Origin of the sequence: Streptomyces sp. V1I1, from assembly GCF_030817355.1 — a bacterium.
Taxonomy (GTDB): domain Bacteria; phylum Actinomycetota; class Actinomycetes; order Streptomycetales; family Streptomycetaceae; genus Streptomyces.
On sequence record NZ_JAUSZH010000001.1, the window covers coordinates 1947687 to 1964515 of the forward strand.

Annotated in this window: 17 protein-coding genes; 5 read left to right on the forward strand and 12 right to left on the reverse strand. The window is 70.4% G+C overall.

From position 1 onward, the window contains the following. Positions 1–2: 2 nt before the first annotated feature. The 6 genes from QFZ67_RS09395 to QFZ67_RS09420 form a co-directional block, all read right to left on the reverse strand. Complete coding sequence (locus tag QFZ67_RS09395; protein WP_307660640.1) at positions 3–419, reverse strand: OB-fold nucleic acid binding domain-containing protein; 417 nt, start codon at positions 417–419, stop codon at positions 3–5. A 58-nt stretch (positions 420–477) separates the two neighbouring features. After that, positions 478–1161, reverse strand: a complete 684-nt coding sequence (locus tag QFZ67_RS09400; RefSeq protein WP_307660641.1) for a response regulator — start codon at positions 1159–1161, stop codon at positions 478–480. Between the two features lie 79 nt (positions 1162–1240). Beyond that, a complete protein-coding gene (locus QFZ67_RS09405) occupies positions 1241–3784 on the reverse strand; it encodes a sensor histidine kinase KdpD (protein ID WP_307660642.1) in 2544 nt (847 codons plus the stop codon). Between the two features lie 204 nt (positions 3785–3988). Continuing rightward, positions 3989–4783: a DUF3710 domain-containing protein gene (locus QFZ67_RS09410; RefSeq protein ID WP_307660643.1), complete on the reverse strand. Its 795-nt coding sequence runs from the start codon at positions 4781–4783 to the stop codon at positions 3989–3991. A gap of 1 nt (position 4784) precedes the next feature. After that, positions 4785–5297: a dUTP diphosphatase gene (gene dut / locus QFZ67_RS09415; RefSeq protein WP_307660644.1), complete on the reverse strand. Its 513-nt coding sequence runs from the start codon at positions 5295–5297 to the stop codon at positions 4785–4787. After that, positions 5297–5860, reverse strand: a complete 564-nt coding sequence (locus QFZ67_RS09420) for a PaaI family thioesterase (protein WP_307665778.1) — start codon at positions 5858–5860, stop codon at positions 5297–5299. Before QFZ67_RS09420 ends, dut begins: the two co-directional genes overlap by 1 nt. A gap of 115 nt (positions 5861–5975) precedes the next feature. Between QFZ67_RS09420 and QFZ67_RS09425 the strand changes: the two genes are divergently transcribed. Beyond that, on the forward strand, positions 5976–6434 hold the full coding sequence (locus QFZ67_RS09425; protein WP_307660645.1) for a DUF3093 domain-containing protein: 459 nt from the start codon (positions 5976–5978) through the stop codon (positions 6432–6434). 12 nt (positions 6435–6446) lie between these two features. Here QFZ67_RS09425 and QFZ67_RS09430 read toward each other — a convergent pair whose 3' ends face one another. The 4 genes from QFZ67_RS09430 to QFZ67_RS09445 all read right to left on the reverse strand — a co-directional run bounded on the left by QFZ67_RS09430 (position 6447) and on the right by QFZ67_RS09445 (position 9959). Then, a complete protein-coding gene (locus QFZ67_RS09430; protein ID WP_307660646.1) occupies positions 6447–7364 on the reverse strand; it encodes a hypothetical protein in 918 nt (305 codons plus the stop codon). Between the two features lie 12 nt (positions 7365–7376). Continuing rightward, entirely contained in the window at positions 7377–7673 is a 297-nt protein-coding gene (locus QFZ67_RS09435; protein WP_142213239.1) for a DUF4193 domain-containing protein, read from the reverse strand. Positions 7674–8066: 393 nt separating this feature from the next. Further along, positions 8067–9302: a cell wall metabolism sensor histidine kinase WalK gene (locus QFZ67_RS09440; protein ID WP_307660647.1), complete on the reverse strand. Its 1236-nt coding sequence runs from the start codon at positions 9300–9302 to the stop codon at positions 8067–8069. 3 nt (positions 9303–9305) lie between these two features. After that, entirely contained in the window at positions 9306–9959 is a 654-nt protein-coding gene (locus QFZ67_RS09445; RefSeq protein ID WP_142213241.1) for a response regulator transcription factor, read from the reverse strand. 311 nt (positions 9960–10270) lie between these two features. Here QFZ67_RS09445 and QFZ67_RS09450 point away from each other — a divergent pair, with 311 nt between their 5' ends. Further along, on the forward strand, positions 10271–10438 hold the full coding sequence (locus QFZ67_RS09450) for a hypothetical protein (protein ID WP_186356888.1): 168 nt from the start codon (positions 10271–10273) through the stop codon (positions 10436–10438). Between the two features lie 131 nt (positions 10439–10569). Here the strand turns inward: QFZ67_RS09450 and QFZ67_RS09455 are convergent, their stop codons facing one another. Beyond that, a complete protein-coding gene (locus QFZ67_RS09455; RefSeq protein ID WP_307660648.1) occupies positions 10570–11370 on the reverse strand; it encodes an inositol monophosphatase family protein in 801 nt (266 codons plus the stop codon). A 9-nt stretch (positions 11371–11379) separates the two neighbouring features. Next, entirely contained in the window at positions 11380–12507 is a 1128-nt protein-coding gene (locus tag QFZ67_RS09460; protein WP_307660649.1) for a ferrochelatase, read from the reverse strand. Positions 12508–12695: 188 nt separating this feature from the next. On the opposite strand from QFZ67_RS09460, the gene QFZ67_RS09465 reads away from it, so the two are divergent. The 3 genes from QFZ67_RS09465 to sepH all read left to right on the forward strand — a co-directional run bounded on the left by QFZ67_RS09465 (position 12696) and on the right by sepH (position 16788). Beyond that, the gene (locus QFZ67_RS09465) at positions 12696–13937 is read left to right on the forward strand and encodes an MFS transporter (protein ID WP_307660650.1); all 1242 of its coding nucleotides are present in this window, start codon (positions 12696–12698) and stop codon (positions 13935–13937) included. After that, positions 13897–15216: a D-arabinono-1,4-lactone oxidase gene (locus tag QFZ67_RS09470; RefSeq protein WP_307660651.1), complete on the forward strand. Its 1320-nt coding sequence runs from the start codon at positions 13897–13899 to the stop codon at positions 15214–15216. Before QFZ67_RS09465 ends, QFZ67_RS09470 begins: the two co-directional genes overlap by 41 nt. A gap of 525 nt (positions 15217–15741) precedes the next feature. After that, positions 15742–16788: a septation protein SepH gene (gene sepH / locus QFZ67_RS09475; protein ID WP_307660652.1), complete on the forward strand. Its 1047-nt coding sequence runs from the start codon at positions 15742–15744 to the stop codon at positions 16786–16788. The last annotated feature ends 41 nt before the right edge of the window (positions 16789–16829 follow it).

Here is a 16829-nt window from a genome sequence, read left to right on the forward strand (position 1 = left end):
GGCTACTCCTGTCCGAGCGGTCGGAGTTCGTATTTGGGGTTGAAAAGCACCCGGCGGCCGTGGCTCATCGAGATCCGGCCCGAGGCTATGAGCCTGCGGCCCGGTTCGATGCCCACGATGGACCGGCGGCCGAGCCAGACGACGTCCAGCGGGGCCGTACCGTCGAAAAGCTCCGCTTCCAGCGCGGGCACCCCGGCCCGTGGACGCAGGGTGACCGTGCGCAAGGTACCAGTCACCCGGACTATCTGGCGGTCGTTGCACTCGGCGATGCGGGTACACCCCGATGCCTCCGCGTCCTCCTGCAGTTCCTCGGACTCAAGGTCCTGCTGGGACGTGGACAGCCGGTCGAGCATGCGGCGGAATCGGCCGGCGGGCTTCGCCGGCCTCTCGGCCTTCTCGGAACGGGGTACGGCACTCATACAAGAAAGCGTACCGGCCGCCACAGACACCAGATCCGGCCGGTGATCCGATTCTGGATCAGCGCTCGAAGCGGTATCCCATACCCGGCTCGGTGACGAAGTGCTTGGGGTGTGAGGGGTCGCCCTCCAGCTTTCGCCGCAGCTGCGCCATGTAGACCCGCAGATAGTTGGTCTCGGTGCCGTAGGACGGGCCCCAGACCTCCTGGAGCAGCTGCTTCTGGCTGACCAGCCGACCGGTGTTGCGTACGAGGACCTCCAGCAGATGCCACTCGGTCGGGGTCAGCCGCACATCACGCCCGTCGCGGTGCACCTTCTTCGCCGCGAGATCGACTGTGAAGCCCTCCGTCTCGACGATCACGGCGTCGTCGTCCCCGCCGACGGGCTCCGCCCTGCGGACCGCGGCGCGCAGCCGGGCGAGCAGTTCGTCCATGCCGAAAGGCTTGGTGACGTAGTCGTCGGCACCGGCGTCCAGCGCCTCGACCTTCTCGTCGGAGGTCTGGCGGGCGGAGAGGACCAGGATCGGGACGCGGGTCCAGCCGCGCAGGCCCTTGATCACCTCTACGCCGTCCATGTCGGGCAGACCGAGGTCGAGTACGACGGCGTCGGGGTGGCGGACCGCAGCCAGCTGGAGCGCCGTCGCGCCGTCGGGGGCCGCGTCCACCTCGTACTTGCGCGCCTTCAAATTGATCACGAGGGCGCGTACGATCTGCGGCTCGTCGTCGACCACGAGCACCCGGGTCATTGCGGGCCTGCCTTTCTGCTCTGCACTGACATCTCTGCACTGACATCTCTGCTCTGCACTGCCATCGCTGGCGTCCCGGTCACGAGATGACCCGGGCGGGAAGTTCGGGGCTGACCGGAGCGGCTCGGGGTGCTGCCCTGAGGGTGAGGACCATGGTCATGCCACCGCCGGGGGTGTCCTCCGCGGTGAGTGTGCCGCCCATGGCTTCGACGAAGCCGCGGGCGACCGCGAGACCGAGGCCCACACCGGCACCGCGTGGAGCGTCACCGTAGCGCTGGAAGGGCTCGAAAATCCGCTCTTTCTCGTCATCCGGGACACCGGGGCCGCGGTCTGCGACCCGCACCTCGACGCGGTCGCCGGGGGTGCTCGCGGAGACGGAGACGGGTGTGGCGTCGGGGCTGTACTTAACGGCGTTCTCGACGATGTTGGCGACGGAACGTTCCAGCAGTCCCCGGTCGACGGCCACCATGGGCAGCGTCTCGGGTATGTCGAGCTCGACACTCTCCGCGGGCACCGCGACGAGCGCCATCGGGACGACCTCGTCGAGATCGGTCACCCGGATGAGCGGGGCGACAGTGCCGGTCTGGAGGCGGGACATGTCGAGAAGGTTGCCGACGAGATGGTCGAGGCGGTCGGCGCCGTCCTCGATCCCTTCGAGCAGTTCCGCCTCGTCCTCGTCGGACCAGGCGACGTCGTCGGACCTGAGCGAGGAGACGGCTGCCTTGATCGCGGCCAGCGGGGTGCGCAGATCGTGGCTGACGGCTGCGAGCAGAGCCGTACGGATGCGATTGCCCTCGGCCAGCCTGCGGGCCTCCTCCGCCTCGCCGACCAGTCGCTGGCGGTCCAGTACGACGGCGGCCTGGGCGGCGAAGGCGGCGAGCACCCGGCGGTCCTCGGCGGGCAGGACGCGGCCGGACAGGGCGAGCGCCATATGGTCGCCGACCGGCATGTCCACGTCCGCGTCCTCGGGGCGCTGGACGGAGCTGGGGCCGACGCTGCCCGCGCAGGTCCACGGCTCGACGTCGCTCAGCCGCTCCAGCAGCGCCACGGACTCCATACCGAAGGTCTCGCGGACCCGCTCCAGCAGCGCGTCCAGGGTGGTCTCTCCCCGCAGCACGCTGCCGGCCAGGAAGGACAGGATCTCGGACTCGGCACGCAGCCGGGCCGCCTGATGGGTGCGGCGGGCCGCAAGGTCCACCACGGAGGCCACAGCCACGGCCACCGCGAAGAAGATCACGATGGCGACGATGTTCTTCGGGTCCGAGATGGTCAGGGTGTGGGTTGGCGGCGTGAAGTAGTAGTTCAGCAGCAGCGAGCCGACGGCGGCCGAGGCGAGCGCCGGCAGCAGTCCGCCGAGCAGCGCTGACGCCACGGTCAGGAAGAGGAAGAGCAGGACGTCGTTGGCGAGCCCCAGGCTGTCGTCGAGGCTGGTCAGTATCAGCGAGAGCAGTACGGGACCGGCGACGCCGACGAGCCAGCCCGCGACGATCCGGGACCGGCCGAGCCGGGCGCCACGGGCCACCGGCAGTCCCCGGCCCTTGCCCGCCTCGTCGTGCGTGACGATGTGTACGTCGAGGTCGGGGCCGGATTCGCGGGCGACCGTCGCGCTGACGCCGGGGCCGAACATGTACTGCCAGGTCGGGCGGCGGCTGGCACCGAGCACGATCTGGGTGGCGTTGACTCCGCGGGCGAACTCCAGGAGCGCGGACGGGACGTCGTCGCCGATGACGTGGCGGAAGGTGCCGCCGAGGTCCTCGACGAGGGTCCGCTGGACGGCCAGTTCCTTGGGCGAGGCCGAGGTCAGCCCGTCACTGCGGGCGATGTAGACGGCCAGCACCTCGCCGCCGGCGCCCTTCTCCGCGAGCCGGGCGGCGCGCCGGATGAGGGTGCGGCCCTCGGGGCCGCCGGTGAGGCCGACGACGATGCGCTCACGCGCCTGCCAGGTGGAGCGGATGTTGTGCTCGCCGCGGTACTGCTGGAGGTATTCGTCGACCCGGTCCGCGACCCAGAGCAGGGCCAACTCCCGCAGCGCTGTGAGGTTTCCGGGACGGAAGTAGTTGGAGAGGGCCGCGTCGACCTTGTCCGACGTGTAGATGTTGCCGTGGGCCATGCGACGGCGCAGCGCCTGTGGCGACATGTCGACCAGTTCGAGCTGGTCCGCCCGGCGGACGACCTCGTCCGGGACGGTCTCCCTTTGTCGTACGCCCGTGATCGACTCGACGACGTCACCCAGGGACTCGAAGTGCTGGATGTTGACCGTCGATATGACGTCGATGCCCGCCGCGAGCAGCTCCTCGACGTCCTGCCAGCGCTTGGCGTTACGGGAGCCCGGCACATTCGTGTGAGCCAGTTCGTCCACGAGCGCGACGGCCGGACGGCGCTCGAGAACCGCGTCGACGTCCATCTCGGTGAAGACCGTGCCGCGGTACTCGATCTCGCGGCGCTGGATCTGCTCCAGGCCGTGCAGCATCACCTCGGTGCGCGCTCGTCCGTGGTGCTCGACGAAGGCGACCACGCAGTCGGTGCCACGCTCCACACGGCGATGCGCCTCGGACAGCATGGCGTATGTCTTGCCGACGCCCGGTGCCGAGCCGAGATAGACCCGTAGCTTGCCGCGTCCCATGGCCCCATTGTCTTTCAGACAGCTGTTCACACTGCCTCGACCCTACGGCCAGAGTTTCCGACATTCCGGGCATGAGGAAGGCCTCAGCTGCGCATTTGACGCGATTCTGATGCAGCCCGTTCCCGCCGGGGCCGGACAGACCGGTGGGCCGCACTCCCGTGAAGGAGCGCGGCCCACCGGCCCGGTCGATTTCCGCCCGAGGTGTCAGCGCACCTCGGTGATCTCGGGGCCGCGCTGCAGCTGCCCCATGCCGCCGGAGAAGCGGGAGCTCCCCTGCTCCTCCTGCTGAACGCCCTCGGGCACCATCTGCGCATCGTCCGGCAGCTTGAGGACGATCGGGTCGCGCGGCGCCATCGGCCCGTCGCCCCGTACGACGACGGTGTCCCGGAAGATCTGCTCGAGCAGCCCGGCGGCCGCCGGCTGCACGGCGCCCTGCCCGGAGATCACTCCGCGCAGGAACCAGCGCGGCCCGTCGACGCCGACGAAGCGCACCAGCTGCACACCGCCCGTGCCGTCCGGCAGCTGTACCGGGACCTGGGCCCGCAGCTCCCAGCCGAGCGGCCCCTCGACCTCGTCGATGATGCCGCCCTGCTGCGTGATGCCGGAGGCGATCTCCTCGCGGACCTCGCCCCAGATGCCTTCCTTCTTGGGCGCCGCGAAGGCCTGCAGCTGTACGGCGCTGTCGCGCAGCACGACGGTGGCGGCGACGATCGCGTCACCCGCGACCTCGACGCGCAGCTCCATTCCCTCGACTCCGGGCACGAAGAGTCCGCCCAGATCGACCCGGCCCTCGCCGGGCTTGGATACCTCGGAGACGTCCCAGGGGCCGTCGGGCCGGGGCGCCGGCGGAAGGTTCGTCCGGCGGGGCGTCCCCTCCTCGGCAGACTCGGCTGCCTCGTCGGAGTACCGAGCGTCACGCTCGTCGACGACCTGCTCGGCCTCGCCCGCTGCGTCCGCCGCGTCCCTGGCGGAACCACTCTTCTTGCGACGTCCGAACACGTCACTGTCCTTCCCGGTCGGATACGACCGAAGCGTATCGATTCCCACCCGTTGAGCCGTCCACGGCGGCATGACCGCCGGTGGACCCGAAGCCCCCCTCGGCCCGCGCCGAGCCGGGAAGCTCCGCCACCTCGTGGAAGCGCACCTTCTCGACCTGCTGGACGACCAGTTGGGCAATCCGGTCGAACCGATCGAACCGCACGGTCTCGCGCGGATCGAGATTGACCACGATCACCTTGATCTCCCCACGGTACCCGGCATCCACCGTCCCCGGGGCATTCACGAGGGCTACTCCGCAGCGGGCGGCCAGACCGGACCGAGGGTGCACGAAGGCCGCGTACCCATCGGGGAGGGCGACCGACACCCCGGTGGGCAGCACGGCCCGTTCACCCGGGGCGAGTTCGACCGCCTCGGTGGTCACGAGATCGGCGCCGGCGTCGCCGGGGTGTGCGTACGCCGGGAGCGGCACCTCGGGGTCCACACGACGGATCAGCACATCGACAGGGTTGCGCATCAGGGGTTCACCTCGAAGGCGCGGGCGCGCCTGATCTGGTCGGGGTCGGCCATGGCCGCCTGGATCTCCTCCGGGCGGCCGTTGTCGATGAAGTGGTCGACCTTGACCTCGACGAAGAGGGCGTCGGCACGGACGGCGACGGGTCCGTCGGGGCCGCCGATCCGGCCGACGGCGGTGGAGAAGATCTTGCGTCCGGCGACCGCGGTCACCTCGGCCTGGAGGTGCAGCACGGTGTCCACGGGCACCGGGCGTACGAAGTCGGTCTCGAGCCGGCCGGTGACCGCGATGGTCCGCAGCAGCCAGTTCAGCGAGCCGAGCGTCTCGTCCAGGGCCGAGGCGAGTACGCCGCCGTGCGCGAGGCCGGGCGCGCCCTGGTGCGCTGGCTTGACGGTGAACTCGGCGGTGACGCGTACACCCTCGCCGGCCCGCGCCTGAAGGTGCAGTCCCTGCGGCTGAGCCTCGCCGCAGCCGAAACAGTGCTCGTAGTGCGCGCCGAGGAGCTCACCGGGCGCCGGGGCTTCGGGGTGCCTCACTGGCGGTATGGCGTCGGCCGGAGGGGTCATAGCCGCGGCCCGGCCCGAGGATCCGGGGGTCGCCCCCCGGGATTTCGCAGTGCTCACAGGCGCAGACCTTACCCGCGCGGCTACCCGCGGGCCGCACCGTGCCAAGCTTGGTTTCATGCAGCCTTCCGTCCCGCACTACGAAGAACGTCTGACCGCACCCCGTTCGTGGTGGGTCATCACCGCCCTCGTGGGCGTCGCGGGCGGCCTGCTGATGCTGCCGCTGGGGACGCTGCCGATGCTCGGCGGCCTGATCGGCGCGGCAGCGATGGCGGCGGTCGTGGTCAGTTCGTACGGCTCGGTACGCATCCGCGTGGTGGCGGACTCACTGGTCGCGGGCGACGCCCGGATCCCGCTGACGGCGCTCGGCGAGGCCGAGGTGCTGGACGCGGACGAGGCGCGCGCCTGGCGCTCGTACAAGGCGGATCCCCGGGCCTTCATGCTGCTGCGCAGCTATGTCCCGACGGCCCTGCGGATCGAGATCACGGATCCGGCCGACCCGACGCCGTACGTCTATCTCTCGACCCGGAAACCGAAGGCGCTGGCCGCCGCCCTGACGGCGGTGCCCACGGCCTGACGGCCCGGGGCGTCAGCGGCCCAGTTCGCGGGGGCCCTGACGCGTCTCCAGCGGATCCTTGGGCTGCTCCAGCGGCGGGAGTGGCGGCAGCGCGTCCCAGGGGACCTGCTTGCTGCGCAGGTCCTTGCGGATGCGCTCCGCGAGCTTCTTGGTGTCCCTGCGGTTCAGCACGGCTCCGACGGCCGCGCCGACCATGAACGGCATCAGGTTCGGCAGATTACGGACCATGCGCTTCATGATCTGCTGCCGCAGCTCGCGCTTGAAACGGCCGCCGAGTGCGGCATTCACCGAGGACGGCTTGGTCACGTCGATCCCGCGCTCCTCCGTCCAGGAGGTCAGATAGGCGGCGCTGCGCTCCGTGAGGGTGCCCGGCGGCCTGATGCCATAGACCTCGTGGAGCTCGGCGATGAGCTTGAGCTCGATCGCGGCGACGCCGATGATCTCCGCGGCCAGCTCGGCCGGCATCGCCGGCGGTACAGGCATCATCGCGGCCGCGCCGATACCCGCGCCGACCGTGGATGTGCCGTTGGCCGCGCCCGCGACCAGCTTGTCCGCAAGCTGCTCGGGAGCGAGGCCGGGGAACTGCTTGCGCAGCGTCGCGAGATCGCGCACCGGCACGCGCGGTGCGTTCTCGATGATCCGGTCGGCGATGTACGTGAGCCCCGCTCTGGCGCTCTCGCCACCCTTCCGGACGCTGTGCCTTACGGCGGCCAGGCGTGGAGCCCTGCTCGGGGACCCCGCCTGACCGGCTGCTTCGAGCGAGGCCGGCAGGCCCCGCCCGTCGTCGTCTGCTGCGCCGTGGGGCAGCAAGGCGGCCGAGTGCTCGGCAGACGCCTTGGCGTCGTGTGCCGGGCCCGTACCGCCCTGATGCGCCTCCGGCGGCTTGTGACGCCGAAGGCGCCGCTTCCTGGACGGTGTATCGCCTGCCACGGCCGCCGGACCTCAGTCGCAGTCGCGGCAGATCGGCTGACCGTTCTTCTCTCGGGCCAGCTGGCTGCGGTGGTGCACCAGGAAGCAGCTCATGCAGGTGAACTCGTCAGCCTGCCGGGGCAGCACGCGAACGGACAGTTCCTCGTTGGAAAGGTCCGCTCCGGGCAGCTCCAGGCCTTCGGCCTGCTCGAATTCGTCGACGTCGACGGACGACGTCGTCTTGTCGTTCCGGCGAGCCTTCAGTTCCTCAAGGCTGTCCGAATCGACGTCGTCGTCGGTCTTGCGTGGGGTGTCGTAGTCCGTTGCCATGTCGCTCTCCCCCTCTGGGTGTCTGCGGTGTCTCCAGCGCACGTAACGCGTGAGAGGCCGGACTTGTGCCCGACCCGAGGCGGAGATTTTGCCTCACATCAAGGTCTGTTACTCAATCGACACCCAACCGGATTCCTCAAGAGTGCTCTGGTTGGATGGCGATCGGGACCGTACACGGTCCGAATGTCGCACTTCACGGGCGCCACCCCGTGTACTTCCCGTGATCTCGGCCCCCGGAAACCCGGACTTTTCCTGGTTTTCCGGCAGATCCTTGATCACGGAGAGTTGATGGCCTGAAATTCGCCTCTGTGATCGATCACACACGGGCCTCTCGGGCTCGCGTCCCGAAAATTCCGCGTAAAGCGAACGAAGCGAGGCGCGTCGCTCAGCATCTCAGACCGGGAGGGTGACGCGCATCACGAGGCCTCCGCCCTCCCGAGGCTCCGCGATAATACGGCCTCCGTGAGCGCGGGCCACCGAGCGGGCGATCGAAAGCCCCAGGCCGACGCCCTTGTCGCTGCCGGTGCGCTCCTGCCGCAGCCGCCGGAAGGGCTCGAAGATGTTGTCGATCTCGTACGCGGGAACCACCGGCCCCGTATTCGAGACCACCAGCACCGCCTGGCTCTGCCGGGTCTCGGTGGTGACTTCCACCCAGCCCCCTTCCGGGATGTTGTAGCGCACGGCGTTCTGCACCAGGTTCAGGGCGATCCGCTCCAGCAGGACGCCATTGCCCTGCACGACGGCGGGCGCGCGCCTCCCGCGGATCTCCACGCCTGTCGCCTCGGCCTCGGCGCGCCCTTGGTCGACGGCGCGCGTTGCGACCTCGGCGAGGTCCACCGGCTTGCGCTCGACGATCTGGTTGTCGCTGCGGGCGAGCAGCAACAGGCCTTCGACCAGTTGCTCGCTGCGCTCGTTGGTGGCCAGGAGGGTCTTGCCCAGCTGCTGAAGCTCCACGGGCGCCCCGGGGTCGGAGAGGTGGACCTCCAGCAGCGTGCGGTTGATCGCGAGCGGTGTACGCAGCTCGTGCGAGGCGTTCGCGACGAACCGCCGCTGCGCGGTGAAGGCCCGCTCCAGGCGCTCCAGCATCTCGTCGAAGGTGTCGGCGAGCTCCTTGAGCTCGTCGTCCGGGCCGTCCAGCTCGATCCGCCGCGAGAGGTCGGAGCCGGCCACCTGACGGGCGGTGCGGGTGATCCGGCCGAGCGGGGACAGGACGCGGCCCGCCATGGCGTAGCCGAAGGCGAAGGCGATGATGCTGAGGCCGAGCAGCGCGAAGAGCGAGCGGCGCAGCAGGTCGTCGAGGGCCATCTCGCGCTGGTGCTGGAGGCACCCCGCGACGGCCTCGTTGAACTGCTCGCCGGTCCCCTGCTCCGGCAGCCGGCACCACTCGGTGGTGGGCTGCACCTGTCCCGTCACGATCTTGAAGGGCAGGTCGCCGACCCTGACCTGCAGCGCCTGCGCGGTGAGCAGATAGATGATCGACAGCAGCAGGATTCCGGCGATCAGGAACATCCCGCCGTACAACAGCGTGAGCCGTATCCGGATGGTCGGGCGCAGCCAGGGCCGCACAGGCTCCCGCGGGTCCCAGGTCGGTTTCGGAGGCGCCGCCGGTGGCGCCGGGGTGGTGGCCATCGATCAGATCCGGTAGCCGGAGCCGGGGACGGTGACGATCACGGGTGGCTCGCCGAGCTTGCGGCGCAGGGTCATCACGGTCACGCGCACGACATTGGTGAACGGGTCGGTGTTCTCGTCCCATGCCTTTTCGAGCAGCTGCTCGGCCGAGACGACAGCGCCCTCGCTGCGCATCAGGACCTCCAGGACTGCGAACTCCTTGGGGGCGAGCTGGATCTCCTTGCCGTCGCGGAAGACCTCACGGCGGTTCGGATCGAGCTTGATGCCGGCACGCTCCAGGACGGGCGGCAGCGGCACGGTCGTACGGCGGCCCAGCGCCCGTACACGGGCGGTGAGCTCGCTGAAGGCGAAGGGCTTGGGGAGGTAGTCGTCCGCGCCCAGTTCCAGGCCCTCGACACGGTCGCTGACGTCGCCGGACGCGGTCAGCATCAGCACCCGGGTCGGCATTCCCAGCTCGACGATCTTGCGGCACACGTCGTCGCCGTGGACCAGCGGAAGGTCGCGGTCCAGGACGACCACGTCGTAGTCGTTGACCCCGATGCGCTCCAGGGCCGCCGCGCCGTCGTACACGACGTCGACGGCCATGGCCTCCCGGCGCAGTCCGGTGGCCACCGCATCGGCGAGCAGCTGCTCGTCCTCGACGACGAGTACGCGCACGTCGTGATCCTTCCTCTGGGCCCGTCACCCCGTGATCAGGGCGGTGTGTGAGCACTGGCTGTGCGCATCCATCCTGCCCGTTACGCGCGTAAACCGGCTGTAAGGCGGTGCAGTCCGTGACGACCGGCCGGGGCGTCAAGGAAATATCCGGATTCCCGGGGCAGTTGAGGTTTCTCTCAGGGAGGGCCTGGGGAAGACGACTGCACACCCGAGATCACGCCCTGTATGTGGCACGCCACGACCTGTTCCCGGGTTGATCAACCCACCGTCGGCACACCCCCGTGCCACCGACCCACGACGAGGGGGCGCACATGGACGCATTCACCGCAGGACTGCTGCAGCGCATAAAGGCCGCGGAGACAGACCTCACGCTGGCTCGCGAGACGGGTGACGACTTCCTTGCGGATGTCGAGCAGGCAGAGTTGGACGACCTGCGCCGCCTGGCCGCGGAGCACGGCGTGGAGGTCAGCGCCGCGTAGCGCCGGGCCGTACAGGTACCGGACATGAGAAGGGCCCCGACGCCGCGGGACGGCGCCGGGGCCCTTCTGTGCTGCTTGTTCCAGGCGTACGGGCTCGTTCCAGTCGTACGGCTCGCTCCAGTCGCGCGGCCCTAGTCGTGCCAGGCGCCGAACTCTTCCAGGAGCGCCTGCAGCGGCTCGAAGACGCCCGGGCTCGCCGCCACCGCCAGATCGTACGAAGGTGCCTGCCCGGGACGGCCGCCGGTCAGGGCGCCCGCCTCGCGGGCGATCAGGTCGCCCGCCGCCAGGTCCCAGGCGTTGAGGCCGCGCTCGTAGTAGCCGTCCAGGCGGCCCGCGGCGACGTCGCAGAGGTCCACGGCCGCGGAGCCGCTGCGGCGGATGTCACGCAGGCGCGGGATCAGCCGCTGGGCGACGTCCGCCTGGTGGGTGCGTACGGCCGCGACGTAGTTGAAGCCGGTGGAGACCAGGGCCTGGTCCAGCGGGGGCGCAGGGCGGCACCGGAGGGGCTTGTCGTCGGCGTACGCACCGCCGCCGAGCACCGCCCGGTAGGTCTCGCGGCGCATCGGGGCCGCCACGACCCCCACGACCGTCGCGCCGTCGCGCTCGGCGGCGATGGAGACCGCCCAGGTGGGCAGGCCGTACAGGTAGTTGACGGTGCCGTCGAGCGGGTCGATGACCCAGCGGACGCCGCTGGTGCCGGCCGTGGAGGCGCCCTCCTCGCCGAGGAAGCCGTCGTCGGGGCGGTGCTCGGCCAGGAAGCCGGTGATCAGCTTCTCGGCTGCGATGTCCATCTCTGTGACGACGTCGATGGGGCTGGACTTGGTGGCGGCGACGCCCAGGTCGGCGGGGCGGCCGTCGCGCAGCAGCTCCCCCGCCCGGCGGGCGGCCTCCAGGGCGAGGTCGAGCAGTTCGGGCAGGAGAGGATCGGTCACAGAGCTTCCTTACGCGTAAGGGCTGTCGGCGCCGGCGGCCGCGGGCTTCGGCGCCCGGGCCGGGCAGCAGCCGACCGGACAGAGGTCGTGCGAGGGGCCGAGCGCCCCCAGCGCACAGCGCTCGGCGGGCAGGCCACGCTCCGTCGCGGCCCGCTCAAGGACGAGGTCGCGCACCGCGGCGGCGAACCGCGGGTCGGCGCCGACCGTCGCCGAACGCCGCACGGGCAGCCCCAGCTCGCTGGCCTTCGCGGTGGCCTCGGTGTCAAGGTCGTACAGGACCTCCATGTGGTCGGAGACGAAGCCGATGGGCACCATCACCACCGCGGGCGCGCCGGAGCCGTGCAGCTCCTCCAGGTGGTCACAGATGTCCGGCTCCAGCCACGGGATGTGCGGGGCCCCGCTGCGCGACTGGTAGACGAGCTGCCAGGGGTGCTCGACGCCTGTCTGCTCGCGCACGGCGTCGGCGATCAGCCGGGCGACCTCGAGGTGCTGGCGTACATACGCACCGCCCTCGCCGTGCCGGTCGACCGGGCCCGACGCGTCGGCCGCGGACTTCGGGACGGAGTGCGTGGTGAACGCGAGATGGGCCCCCGCGCGCACCTCCTCGGGAAGGTCCACCAGCGACTTGAGGACGCCTTCGATCATGGGGCGTACGAAACCGGGGTGGTTGAAGTAGTGCCGCAGCTTGTCCACGCGCGGCAGTTCCAGCCCTTCCGCCTCCAGGGTGGCCAGCGCGTCCGCGAGGTTCTCGCGGTACTGACGGCAGCCGGAGTACGAGGCGTACGCGCTGGTGGCGAGGACGGCGATGCGACGGTGGCCGTCCTGGACCATCTCGCGCAGGGTGTCGGTCAGATACGGCGCCCAGTTCCGGTTGCCCCAGTGCACCGGCAGGTCAAGGCCGTGCTCGGCGAAGTCCTTGCGCAGGGCGTCCAGCAGGGCGCGGTTCTGGTCGTTGATCGGACTGACCCCGCCGAACAGGAAGTAGTGCTGCCCCACCTCCTTGAGCCGTTCCGTGGGGATGCCGCGGCCCCGGGTGACGTTCTCCAGGAACGGGACGACGTCGTCCGGGCCTTCGGGACCGCCGAAGGAGAGCAGCAGCAGGGCGTCGTAAGGGACTGGGTCACGCTGATCCGACATGGAACCGATCCTGCCACCAGCCTCGGACAGCGAGAAAACCGCCGTGCGCGGAGCAGTGGTACCGGCGTAATCTGCGAATGCCTCTCATACGCCTTACGCTGGCGAAGCCACCCAGGCACAGCGAACCAACAACGCCCCCGGCCCACGTCCATCACGGGCCCCGGTGAGGCGCCTTACCGGAGCTCTCCTTGCCCAGTCCGTACCGCGCCATCTTCGCCGCCCCAGGCAGCAAGGGGTTCTCCGCCGCAGGCTTCTTCGGCCGGATGCCGCTGTCCATGATGGGCATCGGCATCGTGACCATGATTTCCCAGATCACAGGGCGCTACGGACTCGCGGGCGCGCTCGCGGCGACGCTCGCGATGTCGGCCGCGGTGCTCGGCCCGCAGATCTCCCGGCTGGTAGACCGGCACGGTCAGGCCAAGGTGCTGCGCCCGGCCACCCTCGCCTCGGTGGCGGCCGTCGCGGGCCTGCTGGTCTGCGCCCAGCAAGACGCCGCGGACTGGACGCTGTTCGTCTTCTCCGCGGCCGCGGGCTGTGTGCCGAGCGTGGGCTCGATGACCCGCGCCCGGTGGGCCGAGATCTACCGGGGTTCGCCGCGCGAGCTGCACACCGCGTATTCGTGGGAGTCGATCGTCGACGAGGTGTGCTTCATCTTCGGGCCGATCATCTCCATCGGGCTCTCCACCGCCTGGTTCCCCGAGGCGGGCCCGCTGCTCGCAGCCGCGTTCCTGATCGTCGGCGTCTTCTGGCTGACCGCGCAGCGCGCCACCGAGCCGGTGCCGCATCCGCGCGAGCACCACACCGGCGGCTCCGCACTGCGCTCCCCCGGACTGCAGGTGCTGGTGGCCACCTTCGTGGCGACGGGCGCGATCTTCGGCGCGGTCGACGTCGTCACGGTGGCCTTCGCGGAGGAGCAGGGGCACAAGGCCGCGGCGAGCCTGGTCCTCGCGGTGTACGCGCTCGGCTCCTGCCTCGCCGGAGCGGTCTTCGGACTGCTCCACCTCAAGGGCTCGGCCTCCCGAAGGTGGCTGGTGGGAGTGTGTGCGATGGCCGTGAGTATGATCCCCCTCCAACTGGCCGGGAACCTTCCCTTCCTGGCCGTGGCGCTCTTTGTCGCGGGCCTGTCCGTCGCACCCACGATGGTGACCACGATGGCCCTGATCGAAGCGCACGTACCGCGCACCAACCTGACCGAGGGCATGACCTGGACCAGTACCGGGCTCGCGGTCGGAGTGGCGCTCGGCTCCTCGGCCGCCGGCTGGGTGGTCGACGCGTCGGGAGCGGACGCGGGGTACGTGGTGCCCGCCGTTGCGGGAGCGCTCGCGGCCGCGGTGGCGTTCCTGGGGTACCGCCGGCTGCGCAGGCCGGTGCCGACGCGGGAGGGGCAGCGTGAGCGGGAGTACGAAGACGGGGCGCAGCACGTGGCGTAACTGGGCGGGGAATGTCACCGCCCGTCCGGTACGGGAGGTCTCGCCCGCCTCCGCCGAGGAACTCGCCGCCGCCGTACGGAAGGCGGCCGAGGACGGCTTCAAGGTGAAGGCCGTCGGCACGGGCCACTCCTTCACCGCCGCCGCGGCCACCGACGGGGTGCTGATACGGCCCGAACTGCTGGCCGGGATCCGGGACATCGACCGTACGGCCATGACCGTCACCGTCGAGGCGGGCACTACGCTCAAGCGGCTGAACGCGGCCCTCGCCCGTGAGGGGCTCTCGCTCACGAACATGGGCGACATCATGGATCAGACGGTGGCGGGCGCGACCTCCACCGGCACGCACGGCACTGGCCGCGAATCGGCCTCGATCGCCGCCCAGATCAGGGCACTTGAGCTGGTCACGGCGGACGGCTCGGTGCTGACCTGCTCCGAGAAGGAGAATCCGGACGTCTTCGCGGCGGCCCGGATCGGGCTCGGCGCGCTCGGCGTCGTCAGCGCGATCGCCTTCGCCGTGGAGCCGGTCTTTCTGCTGACGGCCCGCGAGGAGCCGATGGCCTTCGACAAGGTCACCGCCGAATTCGACGCGCTCTTCGCCGAGAACGAGCACTTCGAGTTCTACTGGTTCCCGCACACCGGCAATTGCAACACCAAGCGCAACAACCGCAGCGCGGGCCCCGCCGCCCCGCCCGGACAGATCAGCGGCTGGATCGAGGACGAGCTGCTTTCCAACGGCCTCTTCCAGGTGGTCAATTCGCTCGGCCGGGCGGTCCCCGCGACCATCCCGACGGTCGCCAAGATCTCCAGCCGCGCCCTCTCCGCCCGTACGTACACGGACATCCCCTACAAGGTCTTCACATCTCCGCGCCGGGTGCGGTTCGTGGAGATGGAGTACGCGCTTCCGCGGGAGGCGACGGTCGGCGCGCTGCGCGAGGTGAAGGCGATGATCGAGCGCTCGCCGCTGCGCGTCAGCTTCCCGGTGGAGGTGCGGACGGCCCCGGCCGACGACATCGCGCTCTCGACGGCCTCGGGCCGGGAGAGCGCGTACATAGCCGTGCACCTCTACAAGGGCACGCCGTACCAGTCGTACTTCACCGCGGTGGAACGGATCATGACCGCGCACGGCGGCCGGCCGCACTGGGGCAAGGTGCACACGCGAGACGCGGAGTACTTCACGGAGGTGTATCCGCGGTTCGGTGAATTCACGGCGCTGCGCGACCGGCTGGACCCTGAGCGGCTGTTCGGCAATGACTATCTGCGGCGAGTTCTGGGCGACTGAGGACCGAGGGCGGCCTCGCCGGCGGGCGCCTGCTTGCCCATCCGCCCAACCATGCCCATCGGCTCAACCATGCACCAGGCAGGGACAGTTGAACGAAGTGAATAGTTCCCTTTGGGAAGGTTCTGTGAACCAGGGCACCTGATCACCCATGCCCCAGACGCCCAACTCCCGTGCTCGAGCAGAAGTTCGGCGGCGCGGCGGTCCACCCCCGTGGCCCGAATGGAGTACTGTGGCGAGCCCTGGGCCCGGCCTCCCTCTCGGGTGTCCGGACCCCAGGTAGGGGGCCGAAAGCGGCGCTCGATCCGGCGGCGCCGCGGCACCGCATGGGCACTGGATGTACAGAGTGACCGACTTGTTACTCAGAGTGGCAAATAGGTAACCGTGCCATAACGGCGATCCAGGGCCTGTGCCCGACACGCCGGGCAACTCGGCAAGGTTGTGGCAGGCTGCACCCGGGCAGGCCACACTCGACTAGCGGAAGCAGCGACGCACGTGACGTCGGCAGGCACCACCCGGGAGGTCCCCATGCCCGAACTGCGTGTCGTGGCCGTCTCCAACGACGGCACACGACTGGTGCTCAAGGCTGCGGACAGCACGGAGTACACGCTTCCGATTGACGAGCGGCTGCGCGCTGCCGTGCGCAATGACCGTGCCCGCCTCGGCCAGATCGAGATCGAGGTGGAGAGCCATCTCCGCCCTCGAGACATCCAGGCACGTATACGCGCCGGAGCCTCCGCCGAGGAGGTCGCGCAGCTCGCCGGCATTCCGGTCGACCGGGTGCGGCGCTTCGAAGGACCCGTGCTCGCCGAGCGCGCGTTCATGGCGGAGCGGGCGCGCAAGACTCCCGTACGCCGTCCCGGCGAGAACACCGGGCCGCAGCTCGGCGAGGCGGTGCAGGAACGGCTGACGCTGCGCGGCGCCGAGAAGGACACCGCGCAGTGGGACTCCTGGCGCCGGGACGACGGCACTTGGGAAGTGCTGCTGGTCTACCGGGTGGCGGGCGAGCCGCACTCGGCGAGCTGGACGTACGACCCGCCGCGGCGGCTCGTCCAGGCAGTCGACGACGAGGCGCGCGCGCTGATCGGCGAGACGGACGACACGATCGCGTCGCAGGAGCCGAGCTTTCCGTTCGTACCGCGCATCGCACGGCTGCCGCGGGACCGTCCGCTGGACCGCGCGCTCGACCGTCAGATGGAGCGCCCGCCCGTGCCGTCGGCCGAGCCGGAGGAGGGCGGCGGGGAGCGGGACTCCCTGACGAGCCTGCTGGAGGCGGTGCCGAGCTTCCGGGGCGACATGGTCGTGCCCGAGCGGCCCGCACCGCCGGAGCCTCCTGCGACCGAGCCCGTCCAGGAGCCCGAGGCGGAAGAGCCGGTCGCTCCGGCGGCCTCGGCGGGCGCGGGTTCGGCGTACGCGGACGTGCTCATGCCGCGCTCGGTGGCGGGCCACCGCGACCGCCTGACCGGCACGACGGACAGGCAGGCGGAGGCGGACGGCGTCCGCCCGGGGCGCCGCGCGGCGGTGCCCAGCTGGGACGAGATCGTGTTCGGCACGCGCCGCAAGAAGCAGGACTAGGGCGCTCCGGCCGCGACCGACTGCGCGCAGGGGCCCGGCAC

Excerpts from the sequence above, each read along its gene's own strand:
- QFZ67_RS09395 (WP_307660640.1), bottom strand. The coding sequence starts at position 419 with ATGAGTGCCGTACCCCGTTCCGAGAAGGCCGAGAGGCCGGCGAAGCCC.
- QFZ67_RS09400 (WP_307660641.1), bottom strand. The coding sequence starts at position 1,161 with ATGACCCGGGTGCTCGTGGTCGACGACGAGCCGCAGATCGTACGCGCC.
- QFZ67_RS09405 (WP_307660642.1), bottom strand. The coding sequence starts at position 3,784 with ATGGGACGCGGCAAGCTACGGGTCTATCTCGGCTCGGCACCGGGCGTC.
- dut (WP_307660644.1), bottom strand. The coding sequence starts at position 5,297 with ATGCGCAACCCTGTCGATGTGCTGATCCGTCGTGTGGACCCCGAGGTG.
- QFZ67_RS09420 (WP_307665778.1), bottom strand. The coding sequence starts at position 5,860 with ATGACCCCTCCGGCCGACGCCATACCGCCAGTGAGGCACCCCGAAGCC.
- QFZ67_RS09425 (WP_307660645.1), top strand. The coding sequence starts at position 5,976 with ATGCAGCCTTCCGTCCCGCACTACGAAGAACGTCTGACCGCACCCCGT.
- QFZ67_RS09435 (WP_142213239.1), bottom strand. The coding sequence starts at position 7,673 with ATGGCAACGGACTACGACACCCCACGCAAGACCGACGACGACGTCGAT.
- QFZ67_RS09440 (WP_307660647.1), bottom strand. The coding sequence starts at position 9,302 with ATGGCCACCACCCCGGCGCCACCGGCGGCGCCTCCGAAACCGACCTGG.
- QFZ67_RS09450 (WP_186356888.1), top strand. The coding sequence starts at position 10,271 with ATGGACGCATTCACCGCAGGACTGCTGCAGCGCATAAAGGCCGCGGAG.
- QFZ67_RS09460 (WP_307660649.1), bottom strand. The coding sequence starts at position 12,507 with ATGTCGGATCAGCGTGACCCAGTCCCTTACGACGCCCTGCTGCTGCTC.
- sepH (WP_307660652.1), top strand. The coding sequence starts at position 15,742 with ATGCCCGAACTGCGTGTCGTGGCCGTCTCCAACGACGGCACACGACTG.